Origin of the sequence: Chromobacterium violaceum ATCC 12472 (assembly GCF_000007705.1) — a bacterium.
Taxonomy (GTDB): Bacteria; Pseudomonadota; Gammaproteobacteria; order Burkholderiales; family Chromobacteriaceae; genus Chromobacterium; species Chromobacterium violaceum.
Genome location: NC_005085.1, coordinates 1,515,607 through 1,535,640 on the forward strand (window position 1 = coordinate 1,515,607; position 20,034 = coordinate 1,535,640).

Annotated in this window: 16 protein-coding genes; 8 read left to right on the plus strand and 8 right to left on the minus strand. The window is 66.4% G+C overall.

Going from position 1 to position 20,034, the window contains the following annotated elements:
* The first annotated feature begins 307 nt into the window (after positions 1-307).
* Together CV_RS06995 and CV_RS07000 are read left to right on the plus strand one after the other, a co-directional pair.
* On the plus strand, positions 308-1,603 hold the full coding sequence (locus CV_RS06995) for a hypothetical protein (protein WP_011134985.1): 1,296 nt from the start codon (positions 308-310) through the stop codon (positions 1,601-1,603).
* Between the two features lie 130 nt (positions 1,604-1,733).
* Positions 1,734-2,090: a DUF1304 domain-containing protein gene (locus CV_RS07000; RefSeq protein ID WP_011134986.1), complete on the plus strand. Its 357-nt coding sequence runs from the start codon at positions 1,734-1,736 to the stop codon at positions 2,088-2,090.
* 3 nt (positions 2,091-2,093) lie between these two features.
* Here the strand turns inward: CV_RS07000 and CV_RS07005 are convergent, their stop codons facing one another.
* Complete coding sequence (locus CV_RS07005) at positions 2,094-3,008, minus strand: LysR family transcriptional regulator (protein ID WP_011134987.1); 915 nt, start codon at positions 3,006-3,008, stop codon at positions 2,094-2,096.
* Positions 3,009-3,106: 98 nt separating this feature from the next.
* On the opposite strand from CV_RS07005, the gene CV_RS07010 reads away from it, so the two are divergent.
* From CV_RS07010 to CV_RS07025, 4 genes are all read left to right on the plus strand, one after another.
* Positions 3,107-4,447: an aspartate aminotransferase family protein gene (locus tag CV_RS07010; protein ID WP_011134988.1), complete on the plus strand. Its 1,341-nt coding sequence runs from the start codon at positions 3,107-3,109 to the stop codon at positions 4,445-4,447.
* Positions 4,448-4,478: 31 nt separating this feature from the next.
* Positions 4,479-5,972: a CoA-acylating methylmalonate-semialdehyde dehydrogenase gene (locus CV_RS07015; RefSeq protein ID WP_011134989.1), complete on the plus strand. Its 1,494-nt coding sequence runs from the start codon at positions 4,479-4,481 to the stop codon at positions 5,970-5,972.
* Between the two features lie 84 nt (positions 5,973-6,056).
* Positions 6,057-6,626, plus strand: coding sequence for a GNAT family N-acetyltransferase (locus tag CV_RS07020; RefSeq protein WP_080508942.1), 570 nt, complete (start codon positions 6,057-6,059; stop codon positions 6,624-6,626).
* Between the two features lie 60 nt (positions 6,627-6,686).
* A complete protein-coding gene (locus CV_RS07025; protein WP_011134991.1) occupies positions 6,687-7,130 on the plus strand; it encodes an SRPBCC family protein in 444 nt (147 codons plus the stop codon).
* Between the two features lie 61 nt (positions 7,131-7,191).
* On the opposite strand, the gene CV_RS07030 is transcribed toward CV_RS07025, so the two are convergent.
* Positions 7,192-8,544, minus strand: a complete 1,353-nt coding sequence (locus CV_RS07030; RefSeq protein WP_011134992.1) for a chitinase — start codon at positions 8,542-8,544, stop codon at positions 7,192-7,194.
* A gap of 253 nt (positions 8,545-8,797) precedes the next feature.
* The gene (locus tag CV_RS07035; protein ID WP_043595731.1) at positions 8,798-9,928 is read right to left on the minus strand and encodes an MBL fold metallo-hydrolase; all 1,131 of its coding nucleotides are present in this window, start codon (positions 9,926-9,928) and stop codon (positions 8,798-8,800) included.
* 265 nt (positions 9,929-10,193) lie between these two features.
* On the opposite strand from CV_RS07035, the gene CV_RS07040 reads away from it, so the two are divergent.
* Complete coding sequence (locus tag CV_RS07040; RefSeq protein ID WP_011134994.1) at positions 10,194-10,748, plus strand: murein L,D-transpeptidase catalytic domain-containing protein; 555 nt, start codon at positions 10,194-10,196, stop codon at positions 10,746-10,748.
* Positions 10,749-10,820: 72 nt separating this feature from the next.
* On the opposite strand, the gene CV_RS22080 is transcribed toward CV_RS07040, so the two are convergent.
* From CV_RS22080 to CV_RS23420, 3 genes are all read right to left on the minus strand, one after another.
* Entirely contained in the window at positions 10,821-11,261 is a 441-nt protein-coding gene (locus tag CV_RS22080; RefSeq protein WP_011134995.1) for a hypothetical protein, read from the minus strand.
* A gap of 447 nt (positions 11,262-11,708) precedes the next feature.
* Positions 11,709-12,584 carry a hypothetical protein gene (locus CV_RS22085; protein WP_052278785.1) on the minus strand — a complete coding sequence of 292 codons (876 nt, stop codon included), beginning with the start codon at positions 12,582-12,584 and terminating at the stop codon, positions 11,709-11,711.
* Between the two features lie 13 nt (positions 12,585-12,597).
* Complete coding sequence (locus CV_RS23420) at positions 12,598-12,873, minus strand: hypothetical protein (RefSeq protein ID WP_139791268.1); 276 nt, start codon at positions 12,871-12,873, stop codon at positions 12,598-12,600.
* A gap of 75 nt (positions 12,874-12,948) precedes the next feature.
* Here CV_RS23420 and CV_RS07060 point away from each other — a divergent pair, with 75 nt between their 5' ends.
* A complete protein-coding gene (locus CV_RS07060; RefSeq protein WP_158303303.1) occupies positions 12,949-13,542 on the plus strand; it encodes a porin family protein in 594 nt (197 codons plus the stop codon).
* Between the two features lie 179 nt (positions 13,543-13,721).
* Here the strand turns inward: CV_RS07060 and CV_RS07065 are convergent, their stop codons facing one another.
* Positions 13,722-16,574 (minus strand): adenosylcobalamin-dependent ribonucleoside-diphosphate reductase, encoded by a 2,853-nt coding sequence (locus CV_RS07065; RefSeq protein ID WP_011134998.1) that lies wholly within the window; start codon positions 16,572-16,574, stop codon positions 13,722-13,724.
* 165 nt (positions 16,575-16,739) lie between these two features.
* Positions 16,740-20,033, minus strand: a complete 3,294-nt coding sequence (locus tag CV_RS07070) for a DUF748 domain-containing protein (protein WP_011134999.1) — start codon at positions 20,031-20,033, stop codon at positions 16,740-16,742.
* Between the last annotated feature and the right edge of the window lies 1 nt (position 20,034).

Consider the following 20,034-nt stretch of genomic DNA (forward strand, 5'->3'; position numbering starts at 1 on the left):
GACAGGGGCGGGCGTCAGGGCTGGAGGCGGGGAGAAAAACAGGCGTCAGGCTTGCGATTATGACGGCAAGCGGCGTTGGAAATCCACTGCTTTGTTAGGCCATCAGAGCATGGGGCGAGTTATCGATGCGACGGGGCCGAAGGGCGGAATCGTCTTTCGCCGTGAAGCGATAGCCGTCCCGTTCACGGGGCTGCCCGCATCCGTCGGCAGCCATGCTTGAGGATGCCACGCTAGTTATTTGTACTAGCTGAGATTTTTTTATCAGGGTCTAACCTGAAAGCCAGTCCGTACGGCGGAGGGCAAGATCATGAGAGACCCGAAATACTACGGCATCTGGCCGTGCGTGCTGGCGCTGGACGCCGCCGGCCTGGGCATCGTCCACCAACTGGCGTCCGGCGAGTTTTCTCAGCTCTACCTAAGTGGTTATGTCACGTTGTTGTTGTTGACTAGTAGTTTGGCGGCCGCGCCCTTGGTCCGCTTCCTGGTCACAGGCTGGGGCGCGCGCTACGAGGAGTTCCGCAATCGCTTGAACAATGGCGCGTTGGCCTTTTACCTGCGCCAGTTCTGGCAGCCGCGCACCGATAGGGAGTCGTTGCTGAAAGACTGGCCGCCGCCGGCGGATTCGCCGGAGGTGGACGCGGCTGCGGAGAGCCTGTTCGAGCGGATTTATCGCGAACATTACGGCCGTTCGGTCTTCATCACGCCGCTGATTCTGTTGCAGGCGGCCATTGTTTTCATGACCACCCTGTTCGTGTTCGCCGAAATGGGCAGGCTGGCGCTGCCGGTGAACAACCTGATCGTCGCGGCGTCCATCGCCGGGGCCTACTTGTTCGTGGTCAGCGACATGGTGATGGCGGTGCGGCGGCGCAGCCTCAATGTGGCGGACGTCTACTGGTACGCGCTGCGCATGACGCTGGCCATTCCGATAGGCGCGGCGGTGAGCGCGGCCTCCAGCCAGACTGAGGGCGCCGTGTCGGCCTGGCAGACGGTGACGGCTTTCGCCATCGGCGCCTTCCCCATGGATGTGCTGATGAAATTGCTGCGGCGTTTGGCCGCGCGCAGTTTCGGCGCCAGCGAGCAGGATCAGAACAGCGACCAGTTGATCAAGCTGGAGGGCGTGACCGCCGACATCGCGGCAGGCATGTCGGCCGAGGGCGTCAATTCCATCGAACAGCTGATCGGCACCGACCCGGTGCTGCTGTCCATCCGCACCGGCTTCCCGTTCAAGTTTGTGCTGCGCTTGAGCAGCCAGGCCATCGTCTGGCGGCATTTCAGCGACCACTGCGCGTCGCTGGCCCGCCTGGGCCTGGCTGACGTGGCCGCCATCGCCAGCCTGAACGAAAAGCTGGCGCTGCCGGCGGACGACCCGCGCCGGCAGCAGGCGGACAAGGTGGTGGCCAACGCGGCCGCCTGTCTGCAGGCGGGCGGCGGCGTGGCGCCTGACGCCGATACCATACGCTTCCATTTCCACGAGATAGGCTGTCAGCCCTATACCCGCTTTCTGCTGGCCACGCTGAAGCAAAAGAACGGCTATCGCCGCCCGAAGCTGGTGAACCCCAAGCCGGCCGGGACGCCGCCGGAAGAGCCGCCCAAAGCTGCGTGAATCCGGTTGGCATGGTTTCCTCGTTGGCGCAATATGCGGGATAGCCCAGGCTCGAAACTGGCCCGGGCTATTTCCAAGGGGGATTCATGTCCGATATCTGTTTTCGACGCAATCTGGCGGGAGACGAGCGATGAGTCTGGCCGCCGGCATCGTGATCGCCCTGGTGGCGCTGCTGCACGTCTATTTCCTGATCCTGGAAATGTTTCTGTGGGACAAGCCGCTGGGCATGAAGACCTTCCGGCTGACGCCTGAGCGGGCGCGGGACACCAAGGTGCTGGCCGCTAACCAGGGCTTGTACAACGGCTTCCTTGCCGCCGGCCTGCTGTGGGGCCTGTGGCTGGGCACCGCCGGATTCCAGATCAAGCTGTTCTTCCTGGCCTGCGTGCTGGCGGCCGGCGTGTTCGGCGCCGCCACCGCCAACCGACGCATCTTGTTGGTGCAGGGGCTGCCGGCGGCGCTGGGCATCGCATTGCTGTTGTTGGCTTGAGGCTCAGGCGCTGCGCTCCAGCTCCTGCAGAAACCGTTCCAGCACCAGGTTGGCCCGTCGGCCCTTGCGCACCGCCAGCGCCAGCGGCGCGTCGTAGGAACAGACGTCCGGCAGCAGCGGCCGCATCATGCCCTGCGCCACCCAGCCGGCGGCGAAATGATCCGGCAGGTAGCCGATGTAGCGGCCGCTGAGGATCAAAAAGGCGATGCCTTCGCGGTCGGAGGCGGTGGCGGCGGGCGTGAGCCGCTGTTGCAGCGCCTGCGCCTGCGGCGGCAAGCGGTAGCCGGGCGCGACGGCGTCGGCGGCGGCGAGGTCCGCTTCCGTCAAGGCGTCGTCCGGCCGGCTGAACAGCGGATGCTCGCGGCTGCAGTAGAGCTGCGAGCGCTCGTCGTACAGCGGCAGGTAGTCGAGCCCGGACAAGGGCTGGATCAGCGGCACCACGCCGGCGTGCAGCTGGCCGTCCATCAGCCCGGTTTCGATGTCGCTGGGCGTCATCATGCCGATATTGATGCGCACGTCCGGTCCCTGCTTGGCCAGCGCGCGCAGCGCCTGGGTGATGCGCATCTTGGGCAGCGTCACCAGGTTGTTGATGATCCCGATGTTCAATTCGCCGCGCAGCTGGCGGTGCAGCAGATTCACCTCGCTGCGGAAATCCTCCAGCGCCGCCAGCAGCGTCTGGCTGGCGCGCAGCACCTCGCGTCCCTCGTCGGTGAGGGCGAAGCCGGCGCGGCCGCGCTGGCACAGCCGGATGCCCAGGCGTTTTTCCAGATCGCCCATCTGCAGGCTGATGGCGGAGCGGCTGATGCCCAGCACGCCCTCGGCGGCGGAGAAGCCGCCGCACTCCGCCACCGCGCGGAACAGCCGCAGCAGCCGGATATCGAAATCGCTGACCTGGCCCAGCGCCGGTTTGCGGTTCATGGTTTGATATTCACTAATCTGAACGTAAGAAAGATAGCATTTAACTCACGCAATGTCCGCGGCATGCTGTGTCTATATTCCTGCCAGCGAGGCTTGCGATGAACCACCCGCTCACCACCCGTTCCGAATTCGACCATCTAGACCTGCGCGCGCACTGGATGCCGTTCAGCGCCAACCGCAATTTCCAGCGCGATCCGCGGTTGATCGTGTCCGGCGAGGGCAACTATCTGACCGACGCCGACGGCCGCCGCATCTTCGACAGCCTGTCCGGCCTGTGGTGTTGCGGCGCCGGCCACAGCCGCAAGGAGATCGCCGAGGCGGCCTATCGCCAGCTGTCGACGCTGGATTATTCGCCCGGCTTCCAGTTCGGCCACCCGTTGTCGTTCCGGCTGGCCGAGCGCGTGGCGGCGATGGCGCCGGGCGCGCTGAACCACGTGTTCTTCACCAACTCCGGCTCCGAATGCGCGGACACCGCGGTGAAGATGGCGCGCGCCTACTGGCGGCTGAAGGGCCAGGCGTCCAAGACCAAGCTGATCGGCCGCGCCCGCGGCTACCACGGCGTCAACATCGCCGGCACCAGCCTGGGCGGCATGAACGGCAACCGCAAATTATTCGGCCCGCTGATGGACGCGGACCATCTGCCGCACACCTTGCTGCCGGCCAACGCCTTCAGCCGCGGCCTGCCGGAGCAGGGCGCGGAGCTGGCGGACGATCTGCTGCGGCTGATCGAGCTGCACGACGCGTCCAATATCGCCGCGGTGATTGTGGAGCCGATGGCCGGCTCCGCCGGCGTGATCGTGCCGCCGCAGGGCTATCTGCAGCGCTTGCGGGAGATTTGCACGCAGCACGGCATCCTGCTGATCTTCGACGAGGTGATCACCGGTTTCGGCCGCACCGGCTCGCTGTTCGGCGCCGACCACTTCGGCGTGACGCCGGACATCATGAATCTGGCCAAGCAGCTGACCAATGGCGCGGTGCCGATGGGCGCGGTGGTGGCGAGCTCGGAGATCTACGACGCTTTCATGGCACAGGCCACGCCGGAGTACGCGGTGGAATTCGCTCATGGTTATACCTATTCGGCACACCCGGTGGCCTGCGCGGCGGCGCTGGCGGCGCTGGATGTGCTGGAGCAGGAAAACCTGGTGGCGAGAGCCGCGGAGCTGGCACCCCACTTCGAGCGCGGCATTCACGGCCTGAAAGGCTTGCCGCATGTGATCGACATCCGCAACTGCGGTCTGGCCGGCGCGGTGCAGATCGCGCCGAGCGGCGGCGACGCCATCGTGCGGCCCTACGAGGCGGCGATGGCGCTGTGGCGCAAGGGCTTCTACGTCCGCTACGGCGGCGACGCGCTGCAGTTCGGCCCGCCGTTCACCGCCACGCCGCAGGAGCTGGACAGCCTGTTCGACGCTGTCGGCGAGACGCTGGCCAAGCTGGCCTGAAACGATTGTCACCAATAAAAGAGAAACTGAAATGACGACTTTGCAGCATCTGATCCACGGCGAGGCTTGCGACGGCGGCAGCCGCCGCGCGCCGGTTTTCAACCCGTCCACCGGCGAGGCCATCGCCGAGGTGCAATTGGCCGACGCCGCCACCGTGGCGCAGGCGGTGGCCGCCGCCCAGGCGGCGTTTCCGGCCTGGCGCGACACGCCGCCGGCCAAGCGGGCGCAAGTGCTGTTCCGTTTCAAGCAACTGCTGGAGCAGCATGAGGCGGAGATCGTGCCGCTGATCAGCCGCGAGCATGGCAAAACGCTGGAAGACGCCGCCGGCGAGTTGAAGCGCGGCATCGAGAATGTCGAATACGCCTGCGCCGCGCCGGAGCTGCTGAAGGGCGAGTACAGCCGCAACGCCGGCCCGGCCATCGACGCCTGGAGCGATTTCCAGCCGCTGGGCGTGGTGGCCGGGATCACGCCGTTCAACTTCCCGGCCATGGTGCCGCTGTGGATGTATCCGCTGGCCATCGCCTGCGGCAACACCTTTATCCTCAAACCGTCGGAGCGCGATCCCAGCTCCACGCTGCTGATCGCCCGCCTGCTGCACGAGGCCGGCCTGCCCCGTGGCGTGCTCAACGTGGTGCATGGCGACAAGGAGGCGGTGGACGCGCTGTTGGCCGCGCCCGAGGTTAAGGCCGTCAGCTTCGTCGGCTCGACGCCCATCGCCGAGTACATCTACGCCGAGGGCAGCCGCCGCGGCAAGCGGGTGCAGGCGCTGGGCGGCGCCAAGAACCACGCGGTGGTGCTGCCGGACGCCGATCTCGACAATACCGTCAGCGCGCTGATGGGCGCGGCCTACGGCTCCTGCGGAGAGCGCTGCATGGCGATCTCCGTCGCCGTCTGCGTCGGCGATCAGGCCGCCGACGCGCTGATCGCCAAACTGACGCCGCAGATCCAGGCCTTGAAAGTGGGACCGGGCACCTCGCCGGGTCTGGACATGGGCCCGCTGGTGACGCGCGCCCATCTGGACAAGGTCAGCGGCTATATCGCCGACGGCGTGGCGGCCGGCGCGGAACTGGTGGTGGACGGCCGCGGCATCACGGTGCCGGGCCACGAGGGCGGCTTCTTCCTGGGCGGCTGCCTGTTTGACCGCGTGAGGCCGGACATGCGGATTTATAAAGAAGAAATCTTCGGCCCGGTGCTGTGCGTGGTGCGGGTGAACAGCCTGGAGGAGGCGATCGCGCTGATCAACGCGCACGAATACGGCAACGGCACCTGCATCTTCACCCGCGACGGCGAGGCGGCGCGGCTGTTCGCCGACACGGTGGAGGTGGGCATGGTGGGCATCAACGTGCCGCTGCCGGTGCCGGTGGCCTACCACAGCTTCGGCGGCTGGAAGCGCTCGCTGTTCGGCGACCTGCACGCCTACGGCCCGGACGGCGTGCGCTTCTACACCCGGCGCAAGGCGGTGACCCAGCGCTGGCCGCAGCGCGCCAGCCACGAGGCCTCGCAGTTCGCTTTCCCCAGCCTGTAAATATCCGCCGCGACAGTCGGGCCGCTCGCAAGGGCGGCCCGTTTCGCTGGCATAATGGCAATGTCCTGATCCTGTTTGCCCGTGATGAAACAGCCCGCTTCCGACATCGTCGTTTCTTCTCCTTGGTCCATCCGCCGCCTGAGCGCGCGCGACATCGACGAGCGCTGGCTTGCCGATTTCCAGCGCCGGCAGGAGGTGACGCTGGTGTATCGCGGCGCGCCCGGCGACAGGCGCGTCGCGGCCGAGCCCTTCATCGACGACTGGTCGCCGGACGAGCGGCGGGCGCTGTGCCGCGAGCTGGCCGCGATGGCGGACGCGGGGCGGGTGTGGGCGGCGATGAAGGGAGAAAGCCTGGCCGCCTTCGCCGCCATCTCGCCGGAGCCGCTGGGGCCGGATGGCGAATATCGGCAATTGAAGGAGCTGCAGGTGGACGCCCGCTGTCGGGGCCGCGGCTTGGGCCGCGAGCTGATGCGGCAGTGCATGGCCGGCGGCAAGGCGATGGGCGCGCGCCGGCTGTACATTTCCTCGCACTCGGCCGTCGAGACGGTATCGTTCTACGAGCGCTGCGGCTGCGTGCCGGCGCGCTGGCTGAATGGCCCGCAGCTTGCGCTGGAGCCTTTCGATTGGCAGATGGAACGGGATCTGGAACCATAGCGCCATGCTGGTGTGCTATCGTGTCGCAAAGCCTGTTTCCTCGCCGACAAGGAGTCAGCCATGCCGAACACGATACGCCTGCACCGCGTGCTGAGCGCGCCGCCGGAGCGCGTCTACCGCGCTTTTCTCGACCCGCTGGCCCTGGCCAAGTGGCTGCCGCCGGAAGGGTTCGTCTGCAAGGTGCTGGAGCATGATGCCCGCGTCGGCGGCGCTTACAAGATGGAATTCCTCGCCTTCGCCAGTGGCCAGAAACACGCGTTCGGCGGCCGTTACCTGGAGCTGGTTCCGGGCGAGCGCATCCGCTACACCGACCGTTTCGACGATGCCGGCCTGCCCGGCGACATGATCACCACCATCACGCTGGCGCCGCTGTCCTGCGGCGCCGATCTTTCCATCGTTCAGGAAGGCATTCCGGACGCGATCCCGCCGGAAAACTGCTATCTGGGCTGGCAGCAGTCGCTGAAGCAGCTGGCGGCGCTGGTGGAGCCCGATATGCCGGGCTAGATCGGCAGGATTCAAAAAAGCCGGGCGCATGCCCGGCTTGGCTTTTGCGGAGAGCGTCCGCTCAGTTGGACAGCACCCACGGGTCGCCGGCGGCGGGCAGATTGCCCTGGGTCCACCATTTGGCGCAGTACTTCTTGCCTTGGTACAGCGCGCAGTCCTTGGCGGAATAGGCGGCGGTCGCCGACCATTGCTGCAAGCCGCCGCCCTGCTGCTGCCACACCGAAGCCTGGCCGGGCACATCGCCCTGGGTCCACCACTGGGCTTTCCAGGTGGCGCCGGAGTAGGTGACGGTGTTGCCGGTGTTGTAGACCTGGCCCGACGACCATGGCTGGCCGTTGACCGGCCCGCCGCCATTGCCGTTGTCGCCGCCGCCGTAATTCGGGTCCTGGGTGACGCCGCTGCCCCAGTGGTCCTTGAAGCCCTTGAACACATTGCTGAAGGCGTAAGGCGTTTGCACGATGCCGGAGCATTGCGCGTCGACGTAATGGCCGTTATTGGGGCAAGACTTGTCGCGGCTGATCGACCACATCGACAACAGCCCGAAGCGATTGCTGTTGGCCATGCCGTACAGGTCCTTGGCGTTGTCCACGGTGAAGGTTTCCGGCTGGGTGTCGTTCAGGCCCACCATGGGCGTGACGCCCACCTTTTGCCACAGCTGGGCGTCGGTCAGCGTCTGGCCATGGGCCTTGTAGGCGGCATCGATCTGGCTGTACAGCGCCTGGGCGGCCTGCTTGGCGGCGGCGCCCATGTTCGGATTGGACTGGCCGTAGTCCATCGCCATGATGTTGACGGTGTCCAGCGCCACGCCGTTGGCGAGCGCGGACGCGAGCACGCGCTGGCCATCCTGGGTCAGGCCGAAAGGCATGGCCGGCAGGGTCAGCGATACATGCAGCGTCTTGCCCTTTGCCTTGTAGTTCTTCTGCAGCGCGGCCACCACCGCGAAGTTGCGGTTGTTGGCGGCGGTATCGGTTTGCGCGCCGCCTTCGATGTCGAAATCGATGCGCGACAGGTTGTAAGTGTCCAGCACGGTCTGGTAGGCGGCCTGCAGGCTGGCGTTGGTGGTGCAGGCCTGTTGCAGCGGCGTGCCGTTGGCGCCGCCGAAGGACACCATCACTTCGCCGCCTTTGCCGCGGAAATTATTGATGCCGTTGCGGATGGCGCTCAGTTGCTGGTCGGAACCGCTGCCCGGGATGGCCAGCACGCCGCCCCAGGAGGGCGCGCAGCCTCCCTTGGCGACGACGAAGGCGAGGGTGAATTGCTGGATGCCTTGATTGACGCCCAGCTTGTCGATTTGGGGCGTCGGCCACAAGGTCATGTCGACATAGGGCGCGAAGGCGCCGGCCTGGGCGGCGGGACTGGCGAGACCGGCCGCGGCGGCGGCTAGAGCGGAGAGGGCGGCAAACCTTTTCATCATGAGCGGACTCCCGGGCTGCGCAGCATTCTGGTGTCGCGAATGGCTGAGCATATTAAATGGTTTATAAAAACGCCAACATTTGTCAGCAATTGCTAAATATACCCAGCTGGAGTAAAAACTCAATAGAAAATGGTTGCTCGCTTTTGATTTTGAGCAAAGGCATTGGATTGCCCGCTGACGGGCTGGTCGGAAAGAGCCGGAAACCTGGAACCGCGGAGTGGAGAGGGGGCCGCCGCGCGGCGGCCTGGGCGGATCAGTCCAGAGGCCAGGGCATCGATTTCGGCAGCGGGGCGTCCGCTTCCGCTTCCGGCTCGCTTGGCGCGGCGGGCGCCGCCACGCTGTCCACCTCGCGCCACCAGGGATGGGCGCGTTCGGCGTGGGCCGGCTCCATCGCTTGACCCAGCCGCGGCATCATCAGTCGGACGTTCTCTTTTTCGCCGCTGGCCAGCAGGGATTCGGCCGGCGCGTCCCAGGCATGCATGGCCAGGTTGAAGGTGCCCCAGTGCACCGGCAGGAAGGCGCCGCCGCCCAGCAGCTCCAGCGCCTTCAGCGCATTGTCAGGCCCCAGGTGGATGTCGCCCCAGGCGGGATGGTGGGCGCCGACTTCCAGCATCACCAGATCGAAGGGCCCCATGCGTTCGCGGATTTCGGCGAACTGTCCGGACAAGCCGGTATCGCCGCTGAAGAACACCGAGTGCCGGGCGCTGCGGATGGACAGCGACGACCACAGCGTGGCGTTGCGGTCTTTCAGGCCCCGGCCGGAGAAGTGCTGGGACGGCGTGGCGGTGATGGTGAGATCGGCTTTCGGGTGCTGGTAGCTCTCCCACCAGTCCAGCTCGGTGATCCGCTCCGGCCTCACGCCGAAGGCTTCCAGATGCGCGCCCACGCCCAGCGCGGTGACGAAAGGGACGTCGGTCTTGGCCAGCTCGCGGATGGTGGGGTAGTCGAGGTGGTCGTAGTGATCATGCGAGACCAGCACCAGATCCAGCGGCGGCAGCTGCTTGAGTTTGATCGGCACCGGCTGGAAGCGCTTGGGGCCGGCCAGGCGGGTGGGAGACGCGCGGGAACCCCATACCGGATCGGTCAGCAGGCGCAAGCCGTCGATCTCGATCAGCACCGTGGAGTGTCCCAGCCAAGTGGCGCGCAGGCCGGATTGGGCTGGCTTGCGCCAGGCGTCCAGCGGATTGTCCGCCGGCAGCGGCGCGCCCGGCACTCTGCGCTCGCCGCCGCACAGGAAGTCGCGCAGCGAGGGCATGGTCGCCGATGGGTCGCGCAGGCCGGGTTCTATCGGGTAGATGTTGCGGAAACCGCTGCCGGACCAGAGGGACGACGCCTGCATTCTTTCCAGCCTGAGGCCGGACGCTTTCCTGCCGAGAGACTTCATCGGGATGCTTTCCTGGTCATTGCCGCCCGGGATGGCATCGGCGGCCGGTATTGGATGATAGCGACTGCGAGCGCAGTCCGGAGCCCGGGCGCGGTATTCCGCCGCCGAGCATCGACAAGATGGGTGCCGCCCGGCGGGATTCAAGACACCGCGCCGCTTGCCACCTCATTCGGGCCTGCCTAGGATGAACTGTCCGCCGGCTCGCATTCGGCTGGGGCGGGCAGGGACAAGATGCGGCCCGCGCAACCGCAGGCAAGGATGGGATGTGGGAACGCTGGAAGAGATTCTGCTGGAGCTGAGCCGCGGCGAGGGCTTGCCGGATTCGGCGGTGCTGGACATGATCGCGGTGCAGCGCAGCCTGCACCCGCGCGCCAGCCTGCTGTACTGGGCGGTGGTCGATTACGGCCGTCCGTCCACCGAGGGGCGGCTGTTCGTGTTCGACACGCTGGAGGCCAGCGTGCAGCGCTTCCTGGTCGCGCATGGGCGCGACGCCGACGCCAATCTGCTGCGGGCCGGCACCTTTTCCAACGAGCCGGGCTCCGATGCCTCCAGCCTGGGCGTGTGCCGCGCGTCCGAGACCTATTTCGGCAGCCAGGGCCTGTCCTTGTGGCTGGATGGGCTGGAGCGCAGCAATTCCAATATGCGCCGGCGCAATCTGGTGATGTACGGCTCTCCCCAGGTGACGCCGCAATACATGGCCGAACACGGCATCCTCTGGCGGTCCGACGGCAGCCTGGCCGTGGAGCCGCAATACAGCGTCGGCCTGATCAACATGCTGCAGGGCGGTTCCTACATCAACTGCATCCGCAGCCGCCGCTGACGCGGCGCCGAGCCGCGGAGCGGCCCGGCGCCCGGTTACGCTATGCCGTCGCTAGGCGGCGGGAAGCGGCGCTCAGCATTGCACCTGCAAATGGAAGGCGTGGTCGTTGGCCGTGCCGTTGGTGTCGGCTGTCCGAACGAAGATGCCGTTGGGGTTGCCGCTGCGCAGCGTCACGCTGATGAAGCCCAATGCCGGGAAGGTCGGCGTAGGGTCGCCCAGAGTCGCGGTGTACACGCACTTCGAGACATCGCTCGGGAAGATCACCTCGAAGTAGCCGTAATTGCCGCCGAAATTGTTGGAGCTGGCGCCGGCGGGACCGGCGGCCAGCGATCCGTCTGCATTGACGATCACGCTGTAGGTCTTGGTGACGACGGGGGCGACTGCGGCCGTGGCGGCCGCCCTCACGGCACGGCTGGCGGGTTGGCTTGCCGCCTGGGCGGCGATACCCCAGAAACCGGCGGCCATGGTGAACGCTGCGAGCAGCGCGTAGCGCGAGATGCGACGAGTGTTCATGACTTTGCTCCTGATTGACTATTGGAAACGTGTTCATCTGCTTGTCTGGCAAGCTCCGTCCCTGGCTGGGACAGGCCATGGAGATGGCGCTGGGCGCGCCGCAATCGGACGATGAGGGGGTGTGGCAGAGCCATCAATGGAGGCGGGACGGCAAACGGCTGTCCGGGAACGCGGAGGGACGGAGCGAGCGCTTCGGTCGGGAATGCGCGGCCCGTCTTTAATTTAATGCCGGCTGTCTATTCTATTTGAGATAGTTTTAACAGCTATTAGTTGGGGTAGCCGTTAATATAGAAGCCAAATTGGCGATTGCATCTGTCCTTAAGAACAGTTTTGTAGTTTGGCGCGGCGCCAAGCCGGGAGGGCATGGATCAGAAAGGGAAAGCGCGCGCAGGGGAAGGCTGGGGCGCGGCGGCATGGCAAAGGACGCCGCGCGCGCTTGGAGGATGCTCAATACTCGCCATTCAGCGTTTGTTTGCTCTGGCAGTGCACATAGGGTTGTCCCGGACGCTTGCCAGGGAAAGCATAGCCGCCCGCTTCCCCAATCTTGCGCAGCATCGCCACGCTGTAGTCGCCCTTGACGCGGGCTTTCCTGATCGCCGCCTGGATCGCGGCGGCGTCGCCGTCGACGAACAGGGCCAGGAAGCCGCCATCGGTTTCGGAGAGCTTGACCGAGCGGATCGGCAGTCCGCCGAATGCATAGCCGTCAGGCAAGGGCAGCTCCTGGTCCCATACCGTGTTTTCCGGCAAACGCGTCGCCTTGCCCAGCAGGGAGGCGATGCCGTTTTCTCCGAAGTTCAGCCGCTGGCAGTTGAGCTGAGCCGCCAGACGCTTGTCCCTGGCCGCGGCCTGCGCCTGTTTGGCGCCCGCCCGGTACAGCCCGTCGAAGGGCACATCGCCGAAGGCGCCGGCGCAGCGCTCGGTTTTGAGCTGCAAGGCGGATGCCTGCGGGACGACGGTCAGCGAGCAGCGGTCCTCGCGATAGGTCCATTGCTTGCCATCCGTCGAGCTCAGCTTGCCTGCTCCCGATCCGGCATGTCGCGGGAGGGTGTTGCCTTTCTGCAGGACTTCCAGCTCGAATCGGCCATCGGCTTGCACGACGATGGTGCGCTCGAACGAGGCGTCGGAACCGTCGTATTTGCCGGGGGCGGGATAGCCGGCAGCGGGATTTCCTGCATCGGGGTGGTCGCCCTGCAGCGCTTTGTGGATGCCGTCCTTGATGACCGCGCCCAGATTCAGGTTGAAGGTTTCCGCGCGCAGCGCCTGGCAGGGCAGCGTGATGGCCGACAGGAGGAGAGCCAGGCGGATGGGGATTGAGGTTTTCATCGAAGGTCCAAGGTTAGGGGGCAAATGGGATATGCCAGCTATAAGGCTTGCGGTCAAGCAAATCAAGATAATGGTATTTTTCCGCAGCCTGAAGGATGACATGCGCGGCAGCCATCCGCCGCGGGCGCTTGCGCCAGGTGCTTGAGGGCAGGCGATGGCGTCTCCACGGCTTTTCAAGCATTTCGCAACGCTTCCCGAGATCGGCGGGGGCGGCGCCGGCCGGTTGTGTTGGCATGAAATGGAAAGTTCCGCGCTTTACGTAAACTGTACAAATTGCATCACGTTTCATCGAGGAAGCGGAACGGAGTGACAATGATTCGCAAATAGAATGTCTGCTCCAAGCAACTTTTGCCCAAGAGCAGACATGAAAAAGATAATTTGTGCTTCCGTGATGATGATTTCCCCGCTGCTGGCCCACGCTGCCGATGCGGGGGGCTATGTGTTCGGCAATATCGCCAGCATGGCCAATATATGGGATCTGGACGCCAGAAAGGCCCAGCAATACGGTGTCAGGGACCTGACTTCCAACAAGGATGGCAATGCGGCTGCCGGGGCCTGGGAGCTGGGCGCCGGCTACCGTTTCGGCGACCATCTGGCCGCCGAGGCCAGCTTCATGAAGGGCTTGGGCGAAACCAGGATCGACAAGGCCGGCGCGATGCGCAACCAAGCGTTGCGTTTCGCGGTGCTGGGCCTGCTGCCGCTGAGCGATTCTTTCGATCTGTACGGCAAAGTGTCGGCAAACTACATCTACAGCGACTTCCGCAGCGCCAACCCGGGCTACGCCAGCGTCAAGGACAAGGGCTGGGGCATCGGTTTGGGACTGGGCGCGGCCTACCATCTGAACAAGTCGCTCAGCCTGCGCGCCGAGCTGGATGGCATCGGCCAGGTCAAGGTGAAGGGTGTGACCGACAAGTCGAGGCTGGGCAGTTTCAAGCTGGGCGCAAGCTACCGCTTGTGACGGCGGGGCCCCGCCCGGCGGCTAGCCTGGGCGGCAGCCTGAGAAAACGGGCGGCGATTCCGTACCGGGTGCTTAGAAGCGGCATCCGCAGGCGATAAATACAGGGAGCGAAGAGAGCGGCCGCGGCCGCTCTCTTTTTCATGCCGCCGACGCGCGGCCGGCGTTTCGTGCTCTCGGGCTCAGCCGCAGGCCCCCACATGCCCGCAGGCGGTGCAGAACTCGCAGCCGTCCTTCTTGATCAGCGCGTGGTTGCCGCACTCGGGGCAGGCCTTGCCGGCCAGCGGTTTGAGCATGGCGGGGGCTTCCTGGGCGAACAGGTCGCTCTGCTCCGGCGCCATCACGCCCATTTCCTCCACCGGCACGCCTTCCTCGGTCAGCACGCCCAGCATCGCGTAGCGGTGGATGATCAGCCGCGCCAGGTAGGCGACGGTGGATGGCCAGCTTTGCGATTTCTCCATGCCGGGGATGCGGGCGAAGAAGTCGCCCTGCGGCTCGGCGTAGTTCAGCAGCTTGCGCAGCTTCAGGCCGATCCAGGCCGGGTCGATCACCCGCATGTCCAGCGACAGCATCTTGCACAGGCCGTCCAGTTCGCGCGGGTAGGCGCCGGCCAGCCACACCGAGTACGGCCGGCGCTGGCCGTTGGGCAGCACCAGCTCCTTGACGAACAGCACGAAGTCGTCGCCGGTCTGCGGATTGACCACGTCCACCGACCAGCTCATGGTGCCGTCGCTGCCGGACTTGGGCTCCTTGCGCGCGAACAGCGCGTCCATCACCGGGGTGGCTTCGCCTTCCTCCAGCCGCAGCGCGCCCAGTTGCTCGACGCGGTGGCGCACCACCTGGCCCAGCGCGGCGGCGGCCGAGGTGGCGTGTATGGTCCTGTCGCCCAGCGTGAAGCGGTAGCGCTTGTCGCCGTTGGCGCGCGACAGCGCGTCCAGCTTGGCGGCCAGCCAGGCGCGATCGCGGCAGCGCATGTCCATCGACAGCGTCTTGGCGATGGCGGACAGGCCGCGTTGCTCATCCGTCGCGTTGACCCAGCATTCGAAGGGCTGGGCGCGGCCGTTTTCCATGTGGCCGACCACCACGGCGAAATCGCCGGCGTCGCCTTCCACCATGAAGGTCCACGACGGGTTGCCTTCCTTCAGCTTGGGCCGGTTCGGCCATTTCAGGCTGGACAAGGCCGGCGTCGGGGCGGTGTTCAGCGTCACGCGGCGGTCCGGGTCGCTGGCGGCGCCGGACAGGTCTTCCGGCGCGGCGGCGCGCTGGGCCGGCTCCACCGACAATACCGAGCCCAGCACATTGTTGGGGCGGTAGGTGGTGATGCCCTTCAGGCCGTTGCGCCAGGCTTCCAGGTACAGGCTTTCGAAGTCTTCGAACGGATAGTCGGCCGGCACGTTGACAGTCTTGGAGATGGCGGTGTCGACATAGGGCGCGACGGCGGCGACCATGCGCATGTGGTCCAGCGCGCTCATTTCCAGCGCGGAGACGAAGTAGTCCGGCAGCTTGGCGGTGTCGCCGCCCTGCATCCGCCACACGCGGTAGGCGTGGTCTTCCACCAGGTATTCCTGCTGCGAGTTGTCCGCCATCCGCTTCTTGCGGGTGTAGAACCACGAGAACGGCGGCTCGATGCCATTGGACGCGTTGTCGGCGAAGGCCAGCGAGATGGTGCCGGTGGGGGCGATGGACAAGAGGTGCGAGTTGCGGATGCCGTGCTTGCGTATCCGGGCCTGGATCTTGGCCGGCAGCCGGCTGGCGCAGTGCGGCGCGGCCAGGTATTTTTCGGCGTCGAACAGCGGGAAGGCGCCTTTTTCGATCGCCAGATCCACCGACGCGTCGTAGGCGGCGTCGCGCATGCTCTCCGAGATGCGGGCGGCGAAGCGGCGGCCCTCCTCGCTGTCGTAGCGTATCTTCAGCATGATCAGCGCGTCGCCCAGGCCGGTGAAGCCGAGTCCGACGCGGCGCTTGTTCATCGCCTCGCGCTGCTGTTCGGGCAGCGGCCACACGGTCAGGTCCAGCACATTGTCCAGCATGCGGACGGACATCCGCACCACCTTCTCGAAGGACTTGAAGTCGAAGTGGGCCTTGTCGCCGAACGGCGCGCGCACGTGGCGGGTCAGGTTGACCGAGCCCAGGTCGCAGCAGCCGTAGTCCGGCAGCGGCTGTTCGCCGCAGGGGTTGGTGGACTCGATCACCTCGCAGTAGGACAGGTTGTTGTCCTGGTTGATGCGGGTCATGAACAGCACGCCCGGCTCGGCGTGGTCGTAGGTGGATTCCATGATCTGCCGCCACAGATCGCGGGCGCGCACGGTGCGGTACACCCACAGCCCGTCTGCGCGGCGGAAGCTGTCGGGGAAGGCGTCGGACATCGGCTCCACCGCGTGGGTCAGCTGCCAGTCGGCGTCCGCCTCCACCGCGCGCATGAAGTCGTCGGACACGCCGACCGAGATGTTGAAGTTGCGCAGGTCGCCCTGGTCCTTGGCGTGGATGAAGTCCTCCACGTCCGGGTGGCTGACGTCCAGCACGCCCATCTGCGCGCCGCGGCGCGCGCCGGCGGATTCCACCGTTTCGCAGCTGCGGTCGAACACGCGCATGTAGGAGACGGGGCCGGAGGCGCGGCTGTTGGTGCCCTTGACCCGGGCGCCGCGCGGGCGGATGCGCGAGAAGTTGTAGCCGACGCCGCCGCCGCGGCGCATGGTTTCGGCCGCCTGCAGCAGCGCCTGGTAGATGCCGACCTTGCCGTGCTCGGTCTCGGATACCGAGTCGCCCACCGGCTGGACGAAGCAGTTGATCAGCGTGGCCCTAAGGTCGGTGCCGGCGGCGGAGTTGATGCGGCCGCCGGGAATGAAGCCGTGGTCCAGCGCCTCGAAGAACAGCGGCTCGAAACGGGCCGGATCCTTTTCCAGCTCCGCCAGCGCGCGGGCGACGCGGTGGCGGACTTCGCTGACGCTCTGCTCGCCGTTCTTGGCGTATTTCTCCAGCAACACCTCGCGGGAGATGTCTTGTTCCGCCATGGCGGCGATGTTTTCCTGCTGCATGGAACGCTCATCCTTCTGAAACGGTGTTCAACGACGATGGCATGGCCGGCTGCGCATGAAAAACGGCGTAGCACACTATATGTTGTTACGCCGTTATGGGGTGAAACGCAAGTTGTTGTGTTCCGGCGCCGTTTCCGATTGTACTCCGTAAGCGGCGCCGGCGGGCTATTTCGCGCTGATTTTCACCGCCAGCTCCACGCCGTCGCGGTTGGCGGAGGTCTGTTTCGGCTGGTCCAGCGCGATGCGGTCCGCCAGCTCGGGCTGGTGGCGCAGCATCACCTTGCGGGCGTTGTCTCCGCGCAACTTGGCGAGTTTGACGAGGTCGGCGTCGCCCACTTTTTCCGCCGCCAGCATCTCGTCGCGCAGCAGCTTGGCCAGCGCCTCGCCGGACGGGCCGCCCGGCTTCAGCGTGTGGCCCAGCAGCTTCAGCCGGCCGATGCGCTGGCCGTAGACCGACTTGATCGCCGACTGGGTCTGCGCATCCTTCAGGTCCAGCGACGGCAGCGGCTCGTCGTCCATCGGCGGGTGGCCGGCGGCGGCCAGCACCGCCGAGTCGACGCGGGCGCGCGCCAGCTGCTTGGCGTCCTCGGCGGCGTAGCCGCCGGCGATGGACAATTGCATCTTGGGCCGCTTGGCCATCACCGCCGCCACCTTGTCCAGCTTCTCGCGCTCCGGCGGGCTGACGTGGGCCTCGCCGGCGACGAAGCGGATGTCGTCGAAGCCGTCGCCGCCCAGCAGCGCGCCCAGCGCGCGGAACGGCGCGGTGACCACCTTGGTGACCACGTTGACGATGGCCTTCCATACCAGCTGGCCGTAGCTGAACTGCGGATCGTCCAGGCTGCCGGCCACCGGCAGGTCCAGGTCGATGCGGCCATCGCTGTCTTCCAGCAGCGCCACCGCCAGCTTCAGCGGCAGGTGCGGCGACTTGTCGCCCTTCAGCTCTTCGCCCAGCTGGATGGAGTCGATCACGATGCGGTTCTCGCCCTTCAACTGGCGGTGATCCAGCAGGTAGCGCAGCTCCAGCGACAGCTTGCCGTCCTTCACCTGCCAGCCGGCGAAGTTCATCGAGTACGGATTCAGGTTGTTCAGCGCCAGGTTGTGGAAGTCCAGCAGGATGTCGGTGCTGTCGGTGGGCGACATCGGCGACAGCGCGCCGCGCACCTTGACCTCGCCGTACTGGTCCACCGCGCCGTCCAGCGTGATGCGGCCGCGGCCGCCGGCGCGGGTGGACAGGTTCTGGATGCTGCCGCGCAGGTGGTGCATGCGGGTAGCGAAGTCGGGGGTCATGCCATGGTCGGCGAACTCCACCGCGCCGTTCTGCACGTGGATGCTGTGCACGTCCACCTGGGGCAGCGGCGCGCTGTTGCCGCTAGCCGGCTTGGCCGGCTGCCTGGCGAAGATCTTCTGCCAGTTCAGGTTGCGTTGCGGGTCCAGGATCAGGCGGGCGCGCGGCTGGTCCAGGCGCACGTCGTTGATGGATACTTTCAGCGGCATGCCTTGCGCCTGCAGCTGGCTGAGCGAAAGAGTGTTCCAGCCCAGCAGCGGCAGCGGCTCGCCGGGCTCCTGCAGCGCCATCTTCGCCACCTTCAACTGGCCGCCCAGGCTCCAGCGGCCGGCGGAGGTGGCATTGAGCTTGAGATCGGCGCTGAGCGCGCCGCCGGACAGCTTCAGCGGCGTGCCGGCCAACGCGTACGGCGCCAGCGGCGCCACCGGCAGCGCGTCGAGCTTGACCGCGCCGCGGGCGGAGGGCGCGGCGGCGTCGATGTCCAGCTTGGCGGCGAGCTTGCCCGCGCCCGCGCGGCCGGCAAGGTCCAGCGCCAGCAGGTCGCCGCTCTTCAGTTCCAGCCGTCCGTCCAGTTGCTTCACTCCGTATTCCAGCGGTTTGCCCAGGCTGAGGTCGCGCCAGCCCACCGCGCCGTTCTCCAGCGTCACCGCCGGGTAGGACAGCTTCCAGCCGGGGCCGCCGTCCTTTTGCGCGCGCGCCGCGGCGGGCCGCGGGCGTTGGGCCAGCAGCTGCTGCAGTTGCAGCTGGCCGTTTCGTTCGCGCTGCAGGGCCAGGTTCAGGCCATTCAGCGAGATGTCGCCGGGCTGGACGCGGCGCTGCTTCAGATCGATCAGCGTCGGTGCCAGTTCGGCCTTGTCCAGGGTCAGCCAGGGCATGCCGCCCGCGGCGGCGAGCTTGAGATCGGCGAGCGTGAGCCCGGCCTCATCCAGTTTCAGGCCGTGGTCGGGATCGATGGACAGCTTGCCCTGCAGCAGCGGCACCGCGGTTTCCAGCTGCATCGGCCGGACAAAGGTCTGGTCGCGCCAGGAGGCATGCCAGTCGTTGAAACGCAGGTTGTCGATCTTGACGATCCACGGCGAGGGCTTGGCGGGCTGAGCCGGTTTGGCTTCAGGCTTGGTTGGCGGCAACGCGCGCAGCCAGTCCAGCTGGCCGGCTGCGTCGCGGCTGGCCGCGAGCTTGCCGTGATTCAGTTCCACCTTGGCCACGGTCAGCAGCGAGCGCGACAGATCCAGCGCGCCGCCGTCCACCCGCAGCTCCGGCAAGTCCAGCATGCCGTCGCCCGCCGGCGCGCGCAGCTTCAGCCCCTTTAGGCTGGCGCTCAGCGAGGAGATGGTCAGGTCGGGCGAGGCGCCGCTCATGTCGAACTGGTAGCGGGCATTGACCGACAGTTCGCCATCCGGCTTGGCGGCGGCGAAATGGGGGCGGACATAGTCCCAGGCCGAGGCGAGCGGCAGGCCCTGCATGCTGGCTTCGCCGCTGGACTGCAGCGGCTGCAGCCGCATGCTGCCCTGCCAGTCGAAGCGGCCGCCGCCCTCCATTTCGGCGTGCAGCGTGTAGCGGCCGTTTTCTTCCAGCGTGCTCAGGTTGTTCAGGCTGAGGTTGATCGGCATCAGGCGGAAATTGCCGTGATGGCCGGCCAGGTGGTCGCTGATGCGGATCTGGCCGTTGCGCAGGTCTATCGCGTTCAGCTTGAGGCGCGGCAACTTTTCCGGCGCGGTGCCGTCTTCCAGCTTGGGCGGGCCGGAGATGTCGGCGACGAAGCGGCCCCAATTCCACAAGCCGTCCTTGTCTCGCTCCAACCATAGCTGCGGCGTATCCAGCAGGAATTCGCTGGCTTGCCAGCGGCCCATCAGCACCGCGTACAGGGCGGCGTTCAGGTAGATGCGGCGAGCCTGGAATAGCGGCTTGCCGTCGCCTTCTCGCAGGGAGACGCCGTCCAGCGTCAGCTCCATGCTCCACGGCACGATGCGCACTTCGGAAATGGCCAGCTGGCGGCCATGCTTGCGCGCCCAGTCGGCGGCGGCCTTTTGCAGCAAGTGGGGCGCGGCCAGGCCGAGAAAGGCCCAGAAGGCCAGCACCAGCGCACAGGCGATGGCAAGCCAGCGCAGCCAGCGGCGGGGTCGGCGGGGAGAAGGAGCGAGGGGGGCGGTGTCTGCCGGAGAGTGAGTATCCATA

Bases quoted from the DNA above. Each gene is read 5' to 3' on its own strand.
- CV_RS06995 (WP_011134985.1), top strand. From the start codon at position 308: ATGAGAGACCCGAAATACTACGGCATCTGGCCGTGCGTGCTGGCGCTG.
- CV_RS07000 (WP_011134986.1), top strand. From the start codon at position 1,734: ATGAGTCTGGCCGCCGGCATCGTGATCGCCCTGGTGGCGCTGCTGCAC.
- CV_RS07005 (WP_011134987.1), bottom strand. From the start codon at position 3,008: ATGAACCGCAAACCGGCGCTGGGCCAGGTCAGCGATTTCGATATCCGG.
- CV_RS07010 (WP_011134988.1), top strand. From the start codon at position 3,107: ATGAACCACCCGCTCACCACCCGTTCCGAATTCGACCATCTAGACCTG.
- CV_RS07015 (WP_011134989.1), top strand. From the start codon at position 4,479: ATGACGACTTTGCAGCATCTGATCCACGGCGAGGCTTGCGACGGCGGC.
- CV_RS07020 (WP_080508942.1), top strand. From the start codon at position 6,057: ATGAAACAGCCCGCTTCCGACATCGTCGTTTCTTCTCCTTGGTCCATC.
- CV_RS07025 (WP_011134991.1), top strand. From the start codon at position 6,687: ATGCCGAACACGATACGCCTGCACCGCGTGCTGAGCGCGCCGCCGGAG.
- CV_RS07030 (WP_011134992.1), bottom strand. From the start codon at position 8,544: ATGATGAAAAGGTTTGCCGCCCTCTCCGCTCTAGCCGCCGCCGCGGCC.
- CV_RS07035 (WP_043595731.1), bottom strand. From the start codon at position 9,928: ATGAAGTCTCTCGGCAGGAAAGCGTCCGGCCTCAGGCTGGAAAGAATG.
- CV_RS22080 (WP_011134995.1), bottom strand. From the start codon at position 11,261: ATGAACACTCGTCGCATCTCGCGCTACGCGCTGCTCGCAGCGTTCACC.
- CV_RS22085 (WP_052278785.1), bottom strand. From the start codon at position 12,584: ATGAAAACCTCAATCCCCATCCGCCTGGCTCTCCTCCTGTCGGCCATC.
- CV_RS23420 (WP_139791268.1), bottom strand. From the start codon at position 12,873: ATGAAACGTGATGCAATTTGTACAGTTTACGTAAAGCGCGGAACTTTC.
- CV_RS07060 (WP_158303303.1), top strand. From the start codon at position 12,949: ATGAAAAAGATAATTTGTGCTTCCGTGATGATGATTTCCCCGCTGCTG.
- CV_RS07065 (WP_011134998.1), bottom strand. From the start codon at position 16,574: ATGCAGCAGGAAAACATCGCCGCCATGGCGGAACAAGACATCTCCCGC.
- CV_RS07070 (WP_011134999.1), bottom strand. From the start codon at position 20,033: ATGGATACTCACTCTCCGGCAGACACCGCCCCCCTCGCTCCTTCTCCC.